Here is an 18,848-nt window from a genome sequence, read left to right as displayed (position 1 = left end):
AGATAGAAAACTCAATGTCCCTCTCCACTTAAAAAAAGTTGTTTTGTTTAAATTATACCCAATTCTCCATGCAATAAACATCCCAAAAATTTTACTTTCCGGCAACTTGAAACCAGGGAGAAGGTTTGATGGGCTTGCCTTTATGGCGCAATTCAAAGTACAGGGCATCACCCACCAGCGAGCCGGTATTCCCGGACAGGCCAATCACTTTCCCCTCTTCCACAACTTCTCCTTTCTTGACCTGGATGGAGTTCAGGTGTCCGTAAAGCGAATGGTAGCTGTTGCCGTGGCCCAGAATAACAAGGTTGCCGTAGCCTTCCAAAAAACCGGTGTACAGAACTTTGCCGTAAAAAATGGCTTTAACACTGGTCCCCGCCTTCACACCCAGATTGACCCCGTTATACACAATGTAGGTGTCGAACCGGTCGTCCCATTTTTTGCCGAATCGATTCAGCCTTTTGCCCTTTACCGGGTATTGAAGACGTCCCTTCATGTCTTCCAGGCTCAGACCCTGTTTGAGAATCAGTTTTTCTTCAAGCCGACCGATCAGTTGGTTCAATCCTTCCGAGGCCTTGATCAGCTCCTTGCGGGTTTGCATGGCATAGATTTTTTTGGTTTTAACGTTCTTGAGGAATTGGGACTTGTAAGCGGCCTCTTCTTCTAATTGGCGTTTTTTCTCCAGCGCCTCCTCTTCATATCGAACCAACGAGATCTGGCTTTTTTCCAGTTTTTCGGTTTCCGCCTGGAGTTTTTCCATTTGCTCCATGTAATCCTGAAAGATCACGGCGTCGTAAGCCATGACATTCTCCATGTACTTGAGACGGGTGAGGAGCTGGTTGAACGTGACTGAAGAGAACAAAATCTTGACCAGGTACATATCCCCGTTCTTGTAAATCTGTCGAAGACGGTCCCTCAGCACCAACTTGTATTGCCCAAGGCGTTTCTTGTGCCTCGCAATGGCCTCCTTCGCTTCACCAACCCGTTTTTCATTGACATGGATATTGTATTGGTAAATTTGCAACTCCCTTTCGCGCAGTTTCTTCCGATCCTCAAGGTGGCGAAGGGTTTTCAGGATGCGGGTCTCTTCTTTACCTATTCTGGATAATTCCCGATCCTGTTTTTCAATTTTTTTCCGAAGGGCTTCCAGTTCCCCCTTTTCCTGCTCCAGAAGATGTTCTACCTGGCTGGAGGCTTTTTCTTTCGAAAACGCAGGACCGGCCATTCCGCTGACCAACACGGTCATAGCAAAGGCCCCTGCCAGCCAATATGAAAATTTTATTTTCATCGACTTCGGAACATTTTGAGGAACTGGTTTACTGAAAGGTAGCTGCCTGTCCAACCGAGGAATAAGCTACACACAAAAATGCTGCCTACAAATTGCGGTGACAAGAAATGAAATTCCATTCCTCGGGTTATGACTTCCAGCGAACCCTGAAAATTCAGTGTCAAAAAGATCTGCAGGCCCTTAACCAGGGCCAGGGACAGGGCAGCACCCAGGAGGCCATGCAAGGCTCCTTCCAGCAAATAAGGAAACTTGATAAAACGCGGTGTCGCTCCAATCAAAAGCATGAGCTCAATTTCTTCCCGGCGGGCAAAAATGGAAAGCTTGATGGTGTTGGATATGATCAGGAGGGCGCCGATGCTCAACAAGGCGCCAAGTGCAAATAAAAATACTTTCATGAAAATCATAAATGTCTCGAACCGGCCAATCCATTTTTCTCCGTATTCGACGGACTCCACCCCATCCTTGATACGAACTCGTTCGGCAAATAATTTGATCGCCGAAAACTGCCGATCCAGGGCATGGAACTGAATATTGAATGACGCGGGCAAGGGATTCAGGTCCATCTGCCCCAAAAATTCGGAATGATCTGAAAACATCCTCTTGAAATTTGTCCACGCCTCATCCCGGGACACGTATTTAAAATGCTTTACGTCCGAGCTTGCCTGAATGAAATTTTCCAGCCTCGTTCTGGACTCCGACCCAATGTCGTCCTCCAGGTACACGATCAATTGCACCTGGTTGCTCCAAGAGCTGAGCAGGGAGTTGAGATTAACGTAAACGAAGATGAACAGGCTGAAAATGGATAAGGCGACCGTGATGGATCCCACCGATGCAAAGCAGGTCTGTTTGTTGGATTTGATATTGGAAAGTGCCGCTCGAAAACTTCGTATCAGAAAACTCACGTGAGCACCCGTGTGTCCACAATGCGACCCCGGTTCAATGTAATAACCGAATGGTTGCCGCTGGCCAGCATGTCCTGGTTGTGGGTGGCGAACACCACAGTCGTTCCCACCCGGTTTGCCTTCTCGAACAGTTTGAGGATTTCCTGCGAGATATCCGGGTCGAGATTCCCGGTCGGCTCATCGGCGAGAAGAATCTTTGGTTCGGTTACCAGGGCCCGTGCGATGGCCACCCGTTGCTGCTCGCCACCGGACAATTGCAGGGGATAGGCATCTTTCCGGTGCGACAGGCCGACATTCTTGAGTGCTTCCCATGCCCTGGAACGAATCAACCGCCGGGGCTGGTTGCTGGTGATTTCCAACGCGAATGCGACGTTCTCAAAAATGGTTTTCCCAGGGAGCAGTTTGTAGTCCTGAAACACCACGCCGATATTCCGGCGCAGAAGGTAAAGCATGCTTTCCTTGAATTTACCGATGTTCATCCCGTTGACCAGAACCTGCCCATGGTCATGTTTCTCCCACCGAAAAAGTATTTTAAGAAGAGTGGATTTCCCGGCGCCGCTGGGTCCGCTCAAAAATACAAAGGCGCCCTTCTTGATAATCATGGAAATGTCGAACAGGGCGGGCGTGTTGCCTTCGTAGGTTTTGTAAACGTTGTACAGTTGAATCATGCTTGACCGGTCCGAACCATACAAATGCACCCTGCCCCGGGGAGGGAACGGGACGGGCTTTAATTCTTGGGAGTGGACGGCGGCAATTCGTCCGCCAGAATGATGTCGCTTTCCATACTGTCATCGGCAACGTATTCGCCGGTGGACATCATGGCCAGCACATCGTGACCGTAAAATTCGCGGATCTGCGTATCGGAAAGCATATCCAGATGTATGAATGTCTTGATGATGAGGCGTCCGTCCTCAATCTCGTATGCAAAAACCCCGGTGGAACACACAAGGAATCCCTCGTGGTGCCCGAATGTCAGAAGACCTTCTTCCAGGTAGTTGTCGAGCGTAATGATACAATTATCCGTGGTCTCCGTGCGTTCGCTGAACCGGTCAATGCAGTGAGTCGTGTACGCCACCTGCGGGTGCGTGAATGATTTGTAGAGCCGACCCTTTTCCGTGGATTCGCTGTGCGACGGCGAAACCAGGGTGACGAATCCTTGCCGGGTGAAATCCACCAGGCAAAGAACGTCCTTGCCGAACTTTCGGGCGACTTTCTGGGTGATCCGGCTCATGAAGCGCTGGCGCTTGCGGATGGAAATCCGCCCCGACCGTCCGAAATACTTCTGATATTCCTTTTTCAGATAAGCTTCGATTTGATGCTTTTTAAAAGCAAAATGTTTGTCATCAACCATTCTCAAACCCAAAAAACGGACACATGCCTTCACAAAACTCATTATACCCATCCTGTTTAAAGGAAAAAAGGCGATTTTGACCTTCTCCATTGAAATTGAAGGAGAAATCGGCGAAACTCCCATTCTGTTTTCCACTTACAGGGCCCACTCCCTTTGATACAATGACATTATGAACAGCACAGCAAAAACCTTCCTCGTCCTTCTGGGCGCCACGGTTTTTTTCAACCTGATGTTTTACTACCTGTCCTCCAATATCGAGGACTTTGAAAACTTGCCACTCCCTCCCAAAAAGGTGGACCGGTACAAAACCGACAACCCCCTGATCAAGGTGGACGCGCAATCACGGGATACGTGGGCCCTGCTCGACTTTTCAACGGGTAAAATCCATCGCGTTGAGGACATGGAAAAAGACACCCACCGCCTGCAAAAGCTGGACTGGGACCTGGCGTTCCAGCGGACCAAGATAGTGACCAACGGGGGGGTCACCAATCCACAAGGGCCGGTTCAGGTGAAAAACCTGGGTCAGGTTGAATTTGATCAGGTGCAAGATGTCCCCGCAACCCGGACCGATTTCAAAAAGGATGACCGGGGCTGGGGAGGCAGTATCGTCAACAAGGCACTGGTTGACTGGTACATTTACCGCACCCGCACACACAATGTGGAATCCAAAAAGGATGTCTACCTGATCGATACCGGGGACGGGTTCGTGAAAATGAAGATCATCAATTATTATTGCGAACGTCCGGAATCCGATTGTAAATCCATGATGTGCACGCGTGACGAGGCCGCCTGCCTGACGCTGGAATACCGTTACGTTCCAAAAGGGGAACACCTCTTCCCCACCAACCCGATCGACCACCCGCAAACAGCCCAGGTCAGCCATTGAAGCAGGCAACCCTTTTGCTGGTTCTGGTAGTGTTCTCGTTGCTTCCGGCGTGCCAACACTCCTCCACACCCGAAAAGGAGTCGATGGTCTTGATTCCGGCAGGCGAGTTTCAGCTCGGAATGCCAGTCTCCGACAACATACCCGCGTTCATGTCCGACCGGACATCCAGCGCCAACGCCCAGCCCATGCAAAACATGCATTTGGATGCATTTTACATCGACCGGTTTGAAGTCACCTACGCTGATTTCCTGGCATTCAAACCTTCCGCCCGTTACGCGGAAGGACGGGCCAACCATCCTGTACGCGGTATCAGCTGGCACGAGGCAGACGCCTATTGCCTGTGGTCGGGCAAGCGTCTGCCGACGGAGTTTGAATGGGAAAAGGCCGCACGTGGCGAGGATGGCCGGTTATTCGTCTGGGGGAATGAGTTGGACAAAAGCAAAGCCAATTTCGGAAAAACGCCCCAGCCGGTTGGCAGTGTGAAAGGCGATGTCAGCGTCTACGGCGTGCAGGATATGAACGGAAATGTTTCGGAATGGACCGCCAGCTGGTACCAGCCCTACCCCAAATCCTGGCACAAAGATGCCAACTTTGGGGAGAATTTCAAGGTGATTCGCGGCGGTGCCTACAACAAGCGCGAGCACGGATTCATGGAGCAGTTCGCCATGGTTCCTTACAGAAACGTGGCGCCCCCAACCATGCGCACCTGGAACACAGGGTTCCGTTGTGCGCAATCGGTTGGAAAGACGGAATCCGGCAATCCGGGCTAAAGCCCGGAAGCCAGATCATCTCGTATGGGTTTTGGCTCGTCCCCTCCCCGGTCATCGGCCTTGTACGGAGGGTCGAGCACCACTTCATGCAACCGGGAAACATTTTCCACCGGTTGCGGAGAAGACTCCCCACCATCTCCACCTTCCGCACTTTCCGTTTTTTCCACCGTTTTACGGGGGGTGCGCGTTCGGCTGCCGCCGCGCCTGCGATTCGGGTTGCGTCGCCCGTCGCGGGAACGGCCGGACCTGCTTCCCCGGGAAGCGGGCTTGTCCTCTCCTGGGCTTTCGGCCTTCGAAGAAGTATCCTCGCTATCTTTTTCAACGGCGGGAGATGCCTCCTCAACTGGCAAAACCGGATCGCCTGTCACCATAGGTGGAACTTCAAAACCGGAGCCCTGAGGCTCATCCCTTCCGTTTCCAGGAAAGGGTGTGTCCACCACCGCATCGGGAGCAGTCTCCTGTCTTTCTTCGTTTGGTGTCCGGTTCGAACGATTGCGGGAACCGCTGCGCGAATCTCCTGACCGGGCGGAACGCCCACGGCCGGAGGGGCGACGTCCCCGGCCACGTCGATCCCGGTCTCCACCCTCATCAGAACGGGATTCCGGGCGCGACTCTTTTCGGGTGTCGGTCCGTACGGGGGCCGTCTCCGGTGTCGCAGTCCGGAACTCAACGCCACGAGTTCGATTTTCCATTTGCCGTTCTTCTTCGCGCTTGCGTTCCAGAACGGTGTAGGAGAAGTTTTCGTACGCCAGGCGGTCCTTCGCCGTGAACTGAATGAGGCATTGGGTTTTGTCCTGCAACTCCTGCAGGTACTTTGTCTTATGATTCAAAAGGTAACTGGCTACTGCGGAGGAAACCTCCACGGCCAGAACCTTTACGTTGCCATCCGCCAGAATTTCCCGAACTTTTCGTAGAACGCTCAGCGACAACGAACTTTCAGTACGTGTGAAACCGGTGCCCTGACAAAGACTGCATTGCTCGAAGTTCCCTTCCTTGACCGGCGAGGACAAGCGCTGACGAGACATTTCCAGCAGGCCGAACCGCGAGATGCGTGAGATATTGATGCGGGCCTTATCCGATTTACAGCTTTTCTTGATTTCTTTTTCGACGTTGCTCTTGTTCTTCTTGGAGAACATGTCGATGAAATCGATGACGATCAAACCGCCCAGATCGCGCAGGCGCAACTGACGCCCGATTTCTTCCGCCGCCTCCATATTTGTGCGTGTGGCGGTGTCTTCCAAGTCACTGGAGCTTGTGGTTTTGCCGGAGTTGACGTCGATCGCCACCATGGCTTCTCCGACATCGAATACCAGCGACCCGCCGGAAGGCAGATCGACACGTTTTTTGTAAATGTTTTCGATCTGCTCTTCGATCTTGTACTGGGAAAAAATGGGTTTGGTTTCCTGGGAATACTTGATCCGGTTGCGCATCCGCGGCATTACCAGGCGCATGAACTCCTTCACCGCTTTGTAGGATTCCGCGTTGTCCACAATGATCTCAGAGGTGTCGTTGGTGAAATGGTCGCGAACGGTGCGCACCACCATATCCGGCACCTTGTAGAGCAGGCACGGAGCCTTGGATTCGGGATCTTGAAGCTTTTCCTGAATTCCCTCCCAGATCTTCATGAGCATCTGAAGGTCTTTTTGCAATTCCAGCTTGGTGCGCCCCATGCCGGCAGTACGCAGGATCACGCCCATATCCTCTGGCAATTGGAGATCCGAAAGCACCTCCTTCATTTTCTTACGCTCGGATTCATCCTCGATTTTCCGGGAGATTCCGCTGGTTTCCTTGGAGCACATGAGCACCAGAAACCGGCCCGGAATGGTGACCGCGTTGGTCAGGGAAGGTCCTTTGGCGTCTCGGCTTTCTTTAACCACCTGCACCAGGAGTTTCTGCCCACGGATGAGAACATCCTGGATCCTGGTTTTTGATTTCCTTTCCCCTGTTTGAAGGTACGATTCTCTCAGAACATCTTTGAATGGGAGGAAGCCGTATTTTTTACCACCAAAATCAACAAAGCAGGCCTCGATGGCGGGTTCCACCCGGGTGATGACGCCCAGATAGACGTTCCCTTTCAGGAGCTCCCGGGAGGAGTGTTCTACTATGTATTCCTGGATTGTTCCATCTTCGATGATTACGGCGCGGCATTCTTCGGGGTGTTCCGCATTGATTAACAGTTTTTTCTTTTTGGACATATCATTGATGGCCTTTCAATTTGGCGCTTGGAAGTCCTCGCCGACTACCTGCCTAGGACATGATAAAACAAAACGAATATTATTTCAAAAACGGTAATTTGTGTTATTTTATGAATGGAATCAAAAGCTTCGCTTCGGGAGGCGGGCATCGTTCCAGGCTTCGGCGGAAAGCTTGGGATCGGCCTTCCTGATATTTAAATTATAACACATAAATTCAGCAATTTAGGTCATTTTTCCTCATGGAAAACGTCGCCAAAATGCCGTGTGTGGATGATCTGACCCCGGCAGACCTCATCGAAAAAACCATTTTCATCCGTGTCGATTTCAACGTTCCCCTGGTCAACACCAGCAAAGGATACCGCGTCGCCGACGACACCCGCATTCGACGGTTCGTTGACACCACTTTCAAGAAAATTCACGAACTCACCGACGGCAACTGCCGTATCATCATCGGCTCCCACCTGGGCCGACCGCACAAGAAGAAAGATTTCATGGGCTGGGATGGGGTCTTCAACATTCAGTTTGTCTGCTCCCACTTCGATACGCTGGTCCGCGAATTGTACGAGGACACCTACACCATATTTCCTCCCGAAATCACCGACTCCCATCTGAAGGATTCGTTGAACATCATTTCCAATCATCGGCTGCCTCGAGGCGGTATCAAATTCCTACCCAACCTCCGTTACTTGCTGGAACCCAATAATCCGGACACCTACCGTCAGGAGTTCATGGAGGAAGTGGCGACCTGTTCGGACATTTTTATCAATTGCGCTTTCGGATGCAGCCATCGTGTCAGCAAAAGCATCCAGATGCTTCCACAGCACATGCGACAGCAAGGAAAAACTGTGGTAGCCGGAAGTTTGCTGAATATTGAAGTGAATCGACTCGGCAAATTTGCCCAAAAGGCACTGGATTACCCAGAAAAAACGGCTGTGATTGCCGGCGGAGCGAAAATTGCGGACAAAATCGGTATATTGAAGCAATTTGTGGACAGCCGCATCCGACTCATTTTTATTGGCGGAAGAATGGTGAATGCTTTCCTGCTGGCAAAGAAATTCATCGAAAAAATTCCCACCCTCAAGCAGAAAGACCTGCCCGCCAAGTTGTTTCTCAACAAGACGGAAGAAGAAAAGGCGGATGTTATCAAGGAAGTGCGCTACGCGGACGAAATCTTGAAGCTCGCCGAAGCCAATGAAGTCACCATCGTGTTTCCTGACGACTACAAGATCACCAAGGATTATTTTGAAACAGAATATGTAGTCAAGGACGAACCGGATTTCGAGGATGATTTCCAACTGGACCTGGGGCCCCGTACCATTGAAAATTTCGCCCGAAAAATCCTGCTGGAAGGCCAATCAGGTGAAATTCAAAATGTATTCTGGAACGGTCCGCTTGGTGCCTACGATCACCCGCAGACGGAGCAATATGCTGAAGGTTCGGTCAAGCTTGCGGAGTTGCTGTTTTCCGCCGCCATAAGCAACGAGAACATGTCGGTTGTCATCGGCGGGGGTGACTCCGCGGCAATCCTCAACAAACTCAATCTGGAAGGAATGAAATACCAGGTGCGGGGGCGAATCATTCAACAGTTGCACAAAACGATCAATGCATCGCTGTTGTCCATTGGATTCAATAATGTAAATAAATACACCCTGTGCAACTACTTCGCGTCCAATTTTTTTGTATCTACAGGTGGGGGCGCCGCTCTGGAATTCCTGGAGGGTTACCTCAAAGATCGCGGGACTTCCCCACCATCTTCCTACCTGCCGGGAACGGCCATTCTGCTGGAACTCACTTCCGCCTGACCCATTTCCATCCGTCTCCCAACCAGGAATTCGGTTATGAAGCCGATGATTTCGTAAAGGGACCGGGCTTCCATTTCAAATTTGCGATAACATTCCTGCGTTTTCCCGGCCAGGTCCAACAGGTCCTCTCCCTCGAAATTTTCCTTCCTCCGGTCGAACATGTCGCAAAGGGGATTGAGTTCGGGGTGGGTCAATCCGGCTTTGCGTATGGCGTTATCGATGCCTGCAATCCGCTCGCCGAGTGCCTGTATGCGGGGCTTGTCAAATCCACGCTCCCTGTAAACAGACATCAGCTTTTCGCTGACCATTCGGCCATCAGATACGAGTCGGATGAGGTTTTCCAATTCTTTCCTCTTTTCCTGGACCGCTTTCAACGGAAAATTGCCCTCATCAATAATAAAATGCTGCTCCAAGAATCGGGTAATGGCTTTCATAGAATCCAATGTGGGATGTTCGCGAACTTCTTGAAGGTGATCGCGCCACATGCGCCGGTAGGCTTGAGCGAACAGGGTTTCTATGTTCAGTGGATGGCGAATAAGCGGTTTGAAGGCAAGATAACCTTCCTCGTCGAAACCTGATTCCAGCAGGTCCATCTCAGGAAGGTTTTTCATGAAATCCGGAACTTCCCAGCGACCGGTATGAATATGGCCACTGATCATCGCTTCCACATGCCGTGCCTGGACTTTGTCGATGCAGACTACGTTACTGCAATGAACCTGGTAGCTGCAGGGAGCGCAGGGAATATTTGCACGAAATATGATGTCGCCTTCTGAAAAGGGCCCGGTTTCATGCGGATGCGCGTGAGCAAAAAACAGGCCCACGATTCGAACATTCAAAGCCGCTGCAATATGCATGGTTCCCGTATCGTTGGTCACAAGGTACCGGCAGCGTTTGAGCATGCCTATGAGTTGGGTGATGGAAGTTTTCCCGCAAAGGTTGGCGATTTTCGCGGGATACCGGGAAGAACCGTAAATCTGTTCGGCCAGTTCCATCTCCGATTTGACCCCGAATAAAATGATTCGGGCATTATGGTTTTCAATCAGCCGGTCCACCAGTTCCGCGAAACGAGACGCGGGCCAGCGGCGGTCGGCAATACTGGACCCCGCCTGAATGCCAATAACGAGTTCGTTTTTATCCAGCCCTTGGGCTTTCAGGAGATCCGCGACAGCTTCTTCATCCTCAGCTCCGTGATCCACCCGAAGACCGTGTACAACAGGTTCAATGTCCCCTCCCCGCCCGAAAATATCAACAAGGTTGAAGGTATTGTATGCACGGTTCATGGGTTCCGTGAAAAAATACTGGAACCACGGATGTTCGGTTTTACGGTTTCCTTCTTCATTACAGCAGAACCCGCGAGCCTCAGGGATCCGCAGATACTTGATCATGTATGCGCTGAGAAAGGAATGGCTGAGATTGACCACCATGTCAAATTGTTTGGCCCGCAATGTATCAAGCCATGCTTTGAGGTATTTTGCCAGGGTCACCCAAATGACTTCCCGCCCCCAGTCACGGTCGTTGTATTGCGTGATGTCGAACAACACCAGTTCATCCAAATGAGGAATTTTTCTGGCAAATTCTTCAAACGACTTGTTTACGGCAAGAGTGATTCTGGCATCAGGGTGTTTCCTGCGAAGACCAGCAATAAGCGGCGTACACTGGACGAGATCTCCCATTCGCGTCTGGTTGAGTATGAGAATATTCTTGGCCATAGTCAGCTCTTTTTAGGAATAATTTGTTCGACCATCAGAAAAAGAAGTTCGGGGTCTTTAAAAGACCATTCATCTTCACTGATTCGATCAATTACTGATTGAAATTTGAAGTCCTTTTGCCCACGAAAAGGTTCCAGAAACTCCCGGAGTTCAGGGTCGTCCGCCACCTGGTCAAGGGCCCGGTCCAACACACTTTCGCGACTGCTCGTCCGGATTTCAAGTTCCTGCTCTCTTTCGGAGTAAATGTGCAACAACATTTCATGCATGCGGTGTCTTATGGTGTGTTCCCTTAAGACACGCTGCCGCCCGCGTTCGGCAACCTTCCGACGTTCTTCAGGATTTTCGAGGTAATAAAGCGCCTTGGCCCGCATTTCTTCGAGGTTGGAAAAAGTAACCATCTCCTCCCCTATTTGAAAGCAGTCGCCCAACTCCGAGCGTTCATCAACCAATTGAAATCCACCGCAGGCAGCGATCTCAAAAGTACGCGGATTAACGAAGTCGCCGTTCGGGTTGATCCCATCATGGTAGGTGGAGGAGTGAAGATTCAGGTTAACTTTACCGGCGTTATAAATCTTAACGCAATCCTCGCTACTCACCCGTTCCCCATTGTTTTGCAAATGAGGCCAGAAAACGGGGTCCTGATTCCATCCCGTTCCCCAAATTTTGAAATTCTGGTCCAACAGGCGGGTGAAGGCCTTGTGACGGTTGTAATAGCCTTCCCCCATGAATGAAAGGTCCGCGGAAAATTGCTTGTATTCATCCTCATTTAATGCCACGGGATACTGGGTTTCGGGGTGTGCCGCCTGGGGAAGATAATAAAAATTATCCAGTCCCTGTGCTTTCATTTTCCTGAAAAATTCCCCCTGCTGAATGGTGAAAAAATAATCATACAAACCTGCTACATCTTTCCAGTAAGTCAATGTATTGAAGTCTTCAACAAACCAGAATGCAACAGGGGTTTTCATTTCCCTGAACTTCGATATTGCTTCCGGGCTCATCGGAGCCTGGGCCAAAGCAAGAACCAGGTCGGGTTTGAAATCAACCGCCTTCGCCACCACCGCATCCCCCATAAGTTGCATGAACTTATGGTTGAGCGATCGCTGATTGTTTTTAATTTCGGTGATCTTTTGAATTTCAAAATAAGCATCCTTGAACCGGTCACAATCCACACTATCCACTTCGTGGCCCATGGAAATCAGGGTTTCTTTGCAAAACCGGGCGGTGGGCAATGAGCCGCCATAAACCGGGTTCACAACAAGGATCCGAAGGGAATGGCTTTCAAGGACATCCATGACCCGAATGCACCGGTTCATTTTCTCAAAATAATCGGGCGAAACAAAAGTCGAGGGTGCATGAATGAATACATCCCAGTTTCCGGTGTCACTCCTTGCAAGAATTTTTGGAGCTGGCTCGTCCACGCGAAACTGAACCCGGTTGGCAAATACCTTGAGATCCACATGCTCCAGGAAAGCGCGGAACAGACTCATTCTCGGTTCGATGACAACAATATTATTTGGAAACCTGTCAAGCAGTGCCCGAACGTGGTATCCAAACCCAAGCCCGAAAACCACAATCACCGAATCCGGTTCCGGATTGAACTCGCGAATGCTCGCCGCCGCATCTCTTTCGGGGTAATAGGTGCTGTGCAAAGAATTATTTTCCAAAACTGGAACAGGAAGATTTTCTATGGAATATGAAATGGAAAAATTTTCGGGAACCGGCTCACTTTTCACTCGAGCAGCCAAATGAGGGTCCATTCCCTCCAACAATTTTATGTTTGATTCAAATCGGGTCATGAACAAACCTCGTTTAATGCTTTTTCAAACTCACCGTTCCGCTCCAGTTCCGGCGCTTTCTGCAACTGGTCCGCTTTTTTCTCCCGGCCTTCCTGCTTGTGTATGTGGGCCGCATTATTTTTTCGAACCAAATGAGCTACGATTTTGTACTGGATGACAAAAAACTGCTTCAATTCTTCCGGCGTCAAATCCGAAATGGTGACTCTTCCTGTTCGGATGCTGGTTTGCCCTGAAGAAGCGAACTTCTCATACTGAGGATCGAGGTTCTCTTCCACCACCTGGACTTCATATCCCGTTTCCGCAAACAATTTCCTTATTTCCTTTAATGTGAAAAATCGCAAATGGGTGCGGTCCAGTATGCCTTCGTCTTCATAGGTCCAGTTGCCTTCCCCCAACTGATTCAGGATGCCGTGGTACTGGATGTTGGGGATGCTGGCCACCACGACTCCGTTTTCGCCAAGATAAGGAAGTAACTTGCGCAGAACCTGCGCCGGATCGACAAGATGCTCCAGCACATCTGCAAACAGGATGCAGTCGAATTGCTTTTCATCGAAAGGCAGTTCCATGTGTTCGATGCTGCCCTCCACCACCCTGTCCAGTTGCCGGCAGGCTTCCTTCGCTGCAATTGGATTCACCTCGACCCCGACCACAAACGCCCCCTGCCTTTCTTTGATGGCGCGCCCAGTGTGGCCGGCGCCACACCCGACTTCCAACACAGACCGGGCCTCCAAAGGCATGAGATGAAGCAGGTCCCGGCGGACATTCCTGTAATAATCGGAAATTCCATTGTCCTGGGATACCGTTTCCATTTGCTGAGTGGCGGGTGCCTTCATCCACTCTCTCACATGTTCCAGCAGAGTCTGCACACGGTGATCGTAAGTGTGCCGCGCCAGCACTTCCTGCCTGCCCGCTTCCGCGATACGCTCTGCTTCTTCCGGATTGTCCAGGTAGTGGCGCACGGTATTGACGATCGAATCGTCCCGGTAGATAACCAGATGCTTGCCGTTCTCAAACAGGTCGGTAAGGCCACTTCCTTTCGCCTCGTCGGTGACAAGAAGACTGCCGGAACATAATGCCTCGAACACGCGCATGTTGAGATCGTCGCGCACGGCGTTGTTGAATACGAGACGCGACCGGCTGAATATTTCGGCCATTTTTTCCATGAATTGACGATCGATGTGTATATCGAAATGCTCCCTCAGTTTATCCAGGAGTTGCTTACGCCGCGGAAGGTTAGGCAGAATGCTTCCCACGAACCCGACATCATGCTCTTTCCCCAGATTCTGTTTTCCGTGGATTTCCGGATCGCACGCCAGCGGCAACCACGCCACATGCGAAATTCCGGCCTTTTTGAAATCGTCCACGTATTCCCTTTGCGCCAGGAAAACGATATCGAAATGGCCTGCAATTTTAAGATGCTGGTCCTTGTTCAGGTGCGTGTCGATCAGGTAGCACACTTTCGGCACTTGCAGCGTGTGTAAATCCGCCGGGGTGGCATTCAATCCCGTCTCCACGTAAAGGTACAGATTCGGCCGCCAGTCAGCAGGCAGTTTCTGCAAAACCGACTGGATGGATTGGTTCGGTTCGCGGCCTATCTCCGGCTGGTTGGCGGGCCAGTCCAGCGCCCCCATGTTCCAGTTCCGGCGATGCTCGTCGGTAAAGGCGGAACCGCAGGTCACAACGTCATGCTGTTTGCGCAGTGCCCGTTCCAGATAGTGCGCGGTGGTGACCGGGTTGCCGTTGGTGTCCATCAGGATATTGAGTTTCTCCGGCAGTTCCGGGAAGCCTTCCCCACCACCCTCTTCCATCGCCTCATGCCGAACGAGAAACTGGTCGATCGCCGTCTGCACCGCCTGCTTCCAGTTTTTGACGAAGCGGCCGATCGGGAACAGGCGCGCCACCGTCTCCCGTGCTTGTTGGCCCAAATCGCGGGCCTTGTCCGCATCACGCAACAATTCCTCAACACCCCGTCGCAGAATCGCGATGTCGCTGGAAATATAGCCATTCACGCCGTTTTCGATGGGAGACGTCGCGTTGCTGGTGGAGACCACGGGCATGCCGGTCGCCATCGCTTCCAGCATCGACAAATTGTAACCGTCCTCGTAACCGTCCACCGTGGTGTTGAGGAACACGCGGCCGCGACGGTAGTGGTCGCACAGGTCGTCGAATCCGCGGGACAGGCGACTGCCGGGAATCTGCGGGTTCTGGCCGAGGGTGACGCAATCGAATCCCTCGACGATTTGCGAACTCGCCGTGTAGCCCAGCATCAGGTCGCGTTCTTTCAGGTTATTGGCAACGCGCAAAATGAATCCGCCGCTTCCATCGTAGCCGCCGTACTCGTCCAGCGGCAGGCCGGGACGGATGATGTCGCCTTCCAACCCCCAGTCGTCGCGTTTGCTCTGGGAAATGAAAACGCAATGCACGTCGCGGGTAAGCTCTTCGACGAAGCGGAAGTATTCTTTTTTGTCCACGGAGTTGCCGCTCAACCCGGCCTCGGTGGAGAATTTATTATGGAACACCGCGATCTTGGGCAGGTCGTAATCCCGCGCCCACGCCAGGTCCCTCATGTTGTGCGCCACGACGAGGGTGTAATGGCCGTCTTCCAGGTTGCGCCGCGCTTCTTCTTCGGTGACGATACAGCCGTTTTTCGGCAACGGGCGCATGTTCCAGTCCCATTGCCGCCGCCGGCCGGGACCGGTTTCCGGCTCGATGATGTCGAAGTCATACCCCGTGTGGGCCATCAGGCAGATATAGGGTTCGTGCCAGTTGAAGGTGAGGATTTTCAAGTTCATATGGATTGCCGTCTCCGCTGTGAATGCCTTTAATTCTTTTCGGAATAATCGAAAAATTGCTTTAGGCTTTATTGCCCCTTTGGTGGAGCTTCAGAGTCTTCCTTAACCAATTGAAAATAAATGACTTTTAATTATTCGAAACCATTTCCTCCAAGTTCCATCCAAAAAAGGATGGCCCTGATGCCCCCTCCCCGGCATTTCCGGCGGAGTTTTTGTAAATAAAGCGAATTCAAAGGTTTCTATGGATATCCCCACCCCCGATCCCAACTCCAAACGCATCCGCACGCGCGAGGCGATGATCCAGTACCAGAAAGCCCGGCAGGAGGGCAAGGAATGGAACGGCGAGGTGCCGATGGGCGAAGGTCCGCTGAACCGCGACGGCATGCCAAAAACCCCGCCAGGACAGAACGTCACCGACCGCTGGCCGGTGCTCGACCTCGGTTTCCAGCCGGAGATCCCGCTGGAGAACTGGTCGCTCACGCTGTCAGGGCTTCTGGACTACCCGGCGGCGTTCAGCTGGGAGGAGTTCAACAAATTCCCGCAGGTGGAGGATGTGTCGGATTTCCATTGCGTCACTTCCTGGAGCCGGCTGGACAATCGCTGGAAAGGCGTGCGGTTCTCGGATTTGGCGGACCATTGCCGCGTGCAGAAGGAGGTGCGCTACGTGTACATCAAGGCGTACGACGGCTACTCCACCAATCTGCCGATCGAGGAAGCCATGAAGTACGACGTGCTCCTGGTCCATACATGGGAGGGCATGCCGCTGTCGAAGGAGCACGGCGGGCCGGTGCGCATGATCACGCCGCAGTTGTACGCGTGGAAGGGAGCCAAATGGATCGGTGAGATTGTCTTTCGCGAGGACGACGAGCTGGGGTTCTGGGAACAGCGCGGTTACAACAACAACGCCAACCCCTGGCTGGAAGAACGGTATTGGTGAAGGTTGCCGCTTTTATCGGATTAATTCGGGAATAATATTGTACGCGATGGTTCTCTGCTGGTCATCGGGCGACTACCCCTGCCTGATCGTGGTCAATCGTCCTCGCTTATCGTACTGGAAGTCCCCTTAAATTTTAATCAAAGACAAACACTAAGTGGAAGGGGACAGGCTCTTTTCTCTCTAGCCATCGTCCAGCACAAACAAGCCAACATTCAACAAAATTACCTATCATCAAGGGCTTTTCGCGCCAGATTTTTCCAGATCCATACAGGACCAAGACATACCCTTTGGCTGGCCACCATTCCATATCGCTCATGCAATCAATCAAAGCACTCCAGTTCTTTCCGAAATAGTCAGGGAATTTCATAGCCTCAGCTATGAATTCCAAAAGCTCCCTGTCCTTGGAAATTTCTGGAAGCCTGCCTTCGATCAGCACAAAGCCCTCTTGTTCCAATTCATTTTTTTCACAAAAGAGAGACCCCATTTCATCTTCGGGAAAAAAATGCACCGAAGCTGGCCGTACAAGCCTAACCGATTGATATAATTCCATTCACTTGCCTCACCATCGCGATATAGATTACCGCTTTGAAAGCCGATTAAATTCTGACCGACATCCTATTTCAAGTAAGCCTTAAAGTCCGCAGTTTGGGCAGGCATTGGGACTGGGAGAGGGCTTCGACGCCTTTGCCGCCGATGTAGGTGTCGAACATCAGTAAGTCGCCGCCAGACCAATATGATCGCCCTTCAAATCAAAACTCTTCGAACATATCTACATAATGGAATTGTCCTTGACGATATTTAATTTCTCCAAAATCTTCTGAGGAATCTTTAAAAACTATATAAACTTTTCCTTTATCGAACTTTAAGTAATCAATGTCTTCCTTAAAAAAACTGATAATCGTCTCTTTTTTATAACCATCCTCGTCATCACTCAATATAGCCACAAACGTGGAATGCCCCTTCTGGGTTCTCCTCTTGTATTTTCCTGTAAAAATATATATTTCTTTAAATGGTCCGTAATTATTTAATTGCAAAAACCCATCATAGTTAAATTTTTTGTTTTTAATGAAATTAAAGGGAGCTATTTTGAACTCATTTTCCAAATAATCTTCGTTTAAAAGAGACCCCTGAAGTTCACCCCCAAAACATATAGAGCAACTAAATAAAAAAATAAGATTTGTTAAAATGAAATTCTTCATTCTTTTATAGAAACAATCAAGCGCGGTTCAGCAATGAACGGGACTCAGGGCGATTAAATTCTGAGTGATCAAATAAAGGCTGAAAAGAAACACCCCCATACCAACCAAGAACAACAAGCACTGACCCACTCTATTAAAAGCAAATAATTCCTTTAAATGCAAACTCCAATTCCTGAAATCCATAATTGGATAACGTCCACCCCTTAGGGAGAGATAAATCAACAACAGTCCGAAAATCCCTCCGAGGACGCCAATCCTGATGGCGAATACACAAACAAAACTGTCTACCTCAAGGAATCCCATTCGAACCTTGTTTGATTCTAAGTCAATCGCAGAGTCCGTAACTTCGGCAGGCATTGGGACTGGGAGAGGGCTTCGACGCCTTTGTCGCCGATGTAGGTGTCGAACATCAGCAGGGTCTCGACGTTCTGCAGTGTCTTGGTGTTGGCAAGCGCCACTGCCGCATCCACCCGCAATACATTCCGCGCCACATTCAGGTGCTTCACCTTCTGGAACACTTTCGACCGCGCCAGCGTTTTGATGCCGCGGTCGGTGATGTTCGTCCTGTATATGTTCAGCTTGCGCACGTTGGCGAAGCCGGGGTGTTTCGCCATGGTGATGAGCGCGTCGTCGCCGATGGGGTTGTCCTGCAGGATGAGCACCTGCAGTTTCTTGAACGGGCCCTCGGCAATAGCCATGCCGCCCTCTTCCCCGATGTCGTTGATGCGCAAATCTAATTGCAAAAGATTGGCGCAGAAGTCCGCCTCCACCAGCGCCACCGCACCGCGGTCGCCGATCTGGTTTTCGCCCATGTAGAGCCGCCGCAGGTTGGCGAACCGGGGGCACTGCGCGAACGCCGGGATGGCTTTGTGCGTGAGGTGGTTTTTGCTGAGGTCGAGGTTGACGATCTCCTCCACCCGTTCCGCCTCGCACAGCGCAAGCAAACCTTCGTCGCCGATGAACAGGCCTTTCAGTTCCAGGTCGCCGTCCTCGCTCAGATTTTCGCGGATGAGGCGGTTGATGTAATCGAGTTTGGGTGTGGCGCTCATGACGGTGGTTTCAGGTTGATGACACAGCGGAACCCGATGTCGCTGAAGCTCCGCGAGAACGGGTAACTCCAGTCGCGGTAGCCGACCAGCATGCCGTTGATGCTGTCCGACCACGCACCGCCGCGCCTGACCTTCATGACGCCGCGGCGGGGTCCGCGCGGATTGTACATCAATT

At 51.2% G+C, this 18,848-nt stretch carries 15 protein-coding genes; 4 read left to right on the top strand and 11 right to left on the bottom strand.

Going from position 1 to position 18,848, the window contains the following annotated elements; translation table 11 throughout:
* Positions 1-91: 91 nt before the first annotated feature.
* The 4 genes from TX82_RS10615 to TX82_RS10600 form a co-directional block, all read right to left on the bottom strand.
* On the bottom strand, positions 92-1,243 hold the full coding sequence (locus tag TX82_RS10615; protein WP_005010258.1) for a murein hydrolase activator EnvC family protein: 1,152 nt from the start codon (positions 1,241-1,243) through the stop codon (positions 92-94).
* Positions 1,244-1,281: 38 nt separating this feature from the next.
* Positions 1,282-2,019 (bottom strand): cell division protein FtsX, encoded by a 738-nt coding sequence (locus tag TX82_RS10610; protein ID WP_222823005.1) that lies wholly within the window; start codon positions 2,017-2,019, stop codon positions 1,282-1,284.
* Between the two features lie 164 nt (positions 2,020-2,183).
* Entirely contained in the window at positions 2,184-2,855 is a 672-nt protein-coding gene (ftsE, locus tag TX82_RS10605) for a cell division ATP-binding protein FtsE (protein ID WP_005010256.1), read from the bottom strand.
* A 59-nt stretch (positions 2,856-2,914) separates the two neighbouring features.
* The gene (locus tag TX82_RS10600) at positions 2,915-3,538 is read right to left on the bottom strand and encodes a hypothetical protein (RefSeq protein ID WP_042252456.1); all 624 of its coding nucleotides are present in this window, start codon (positions 3,536-3,538) and stop codon (positions 2,915-2,917) included.
* 169 nt (positions 3,539-3,707) lie between these two features.
* Here TX82_RS10600 and TX82_RS10595 point away from each other — a divergent pair, with 169 nt between their 5' ends.
* Together TX82_RS10595 and TX82_RS10590 are read left to right on the top strand one after the other, a co-directional pair.
* Complete coding sequence (locus TX82_RS10595) at positions 3,708-4,424, top strand: HmuY family protein (RefSeq protein ID WP_005010251.1); 717 nt, start codon at positions 3,708-3,710, stop codon at positions 4,422-4,424.
* Between the two features lie 29 nt (positions 4,425-4,453).
* Positions 4,454-5,194 (top strand): formylglycine-generating enzyme family protein, encoded by a 741-nt coding sequence (locus tag TX82_RS10590; protein WP_503591178.1) that lies wholly within the window; start codon positions 4,454-4,456, stop codon positions 5,192-5,194.
* On the opposite strand, the gene TX82_RS10585 is transcribed toward TX82_RS10590, so the two are convergent.
* The gene (locus TX82_RS10585) at positions 5,191-7,389 is read right to left on the bottom strand and encodes an Rne/Rng family ribonuclease (RefSeq protein ID WP_005010247.1); all 2,199 of its coding nucleotides are present in this window, start codon (positions 7,387-7,389) and stop codon (positions 5,191-5,193) included. The genes TX82_RS10590 and TX82_RS10585 overlap by 4 nt on opposite strands.
* A 239-nt stretch (positions 7,390-7,628) precedes the next feature.
* Here TX82_RS10585 and TX82_RS10580 point away from each other — a divergent pair, with 239 nt between their 5' ends.
* Positions 7,629-9,191, top strand: a complete 1,563-nt coding sequence (locus TX82_RS10580; RefSeq protein ID WP_005010243.1) for a phosphoglycerate kinase — start codon at positions 7,629-7,631, stop codon at positions 9,189-9,191.
* Here the strand turns inward: TX82_RS10580 and TX82_RS10575 are convergent.
* From TX82_RS10575 to TX82_RS15330, 3 genes are read right to left on the bottom strand one after another with little or no spacing between them, the layout of a single operon-like run.
* Positions 9,146-10,900: a glycosyltransferase family 9 protein gene (locus TX82_RS10575; protein WP_005010240.1), complete on the bottom strand. Its 1,755-nt coding sequence runs from the start codon at positions 10,898-10,900 to the stop codon at positions 9,146-9,148. The two genes, TX82_RS10580 and TX82_RS10575, sit on opposite strands and share 46 nt — an antisense overlap.
* Positions 10,901-10,902: 2 nt before the next feature.
* Complete coding sequence (locus tag TX82_RS15335) at positions 10,903-12,696, bottom strand: glycosyltransferase family protein (RefSeq protein WP_005010238.1); 1,794 nt, start codon at positions 12,694-12,696, stop codon at positions 10,903-10,905.
* Positions 12,693-15,488 carry a glycosyltransferase family protein gene (locus tag TX82_RS15330; protein ID WP_005010229.1) on the bottom strand — a complete coding sequence of 932 codons (2,796 nt, stop codon included), beginning with the start codon at positions 15,486-15,488 and terminating at the stop codon, positions 12,693-12,695. The genes TX82_RS15335 and TX82_RS15330 overlap by 4 nt, the downstream gene beginning before the upstream one ends.
* A 241-nt stretch (positions 15,489-15,729) precedes the next feature.
* Here TX82_RS15330 and TX82_RS10555 point away from each other — a divergent pair, with 241 nt between their 5' ends.
* Complete coding sequence (locus TX82_RS10555) at positions 15,730-16,425, top strand: sulfite oxidase-like oxidoreductase (protein ID WP_005010227.1); 696 nt, start codon at positions 15,730-15,732, stop codon at positions 16,423-16,425.
* Positions 16,426-16,558: 133 nt separating this feature from the next.
* On the opposite strand, the gene TX82_RS10550 is transcribed toward TX82_RS10555, so the two are convergent.
* From TX82_RS10550 to TX82_RS10535, 3 genes are all read right to left on the bottom strand, one after another.
* Positions 16,559-16,975, bottom strand: coding sequence for a barstar family protein (locus TX82_RS10550; protein WP_005010224.1), 417 nt, complete (start codon positions 16,973-16,975; stop codon positions 16,559-16,561).
* Positions 16,976-17,174: 199 nt separating this feature from the next.
* Positions 17,175-17,624 (bottom strand): hypothetical protein, encoded by a 450-nt coding sequence (locus TX82_RS10545; RefSeq protein WP_005010223.1) that lies wholly within the window; start codon positions 17,622-17,624, stop codon positions 17,175-17,177.
* Between the two features lie 320 nt (positions 17,625-17,944).
* Positions 17,945-18,673, bottom strand: coding sequence for a leucine-rich repeat domain-containing protein (locus tag TX82_RS10535; protein ID WP_005010222.1), 729 nt, complete (start codon positions 18,671-18,673; stop codon positions 17,945-17,947).
* Between the last annotated feature and the right edge of the window lie 175 nt (positions 18,674-18,848).

Source organism: Nitrospina gracilis 3/211 (assembly GCF_000341545.2).
In the GTDB taxonomy this organism is placed as follows: Bacteria; Nitrospinota; Nitrospinia; order Nitrospinales; family Nitrospinaceae; genus Nitrospina; species Nitrospina gracilis.
This window is presented reverse-complemented; position numbering and strand designations above follow the sequence as displayed.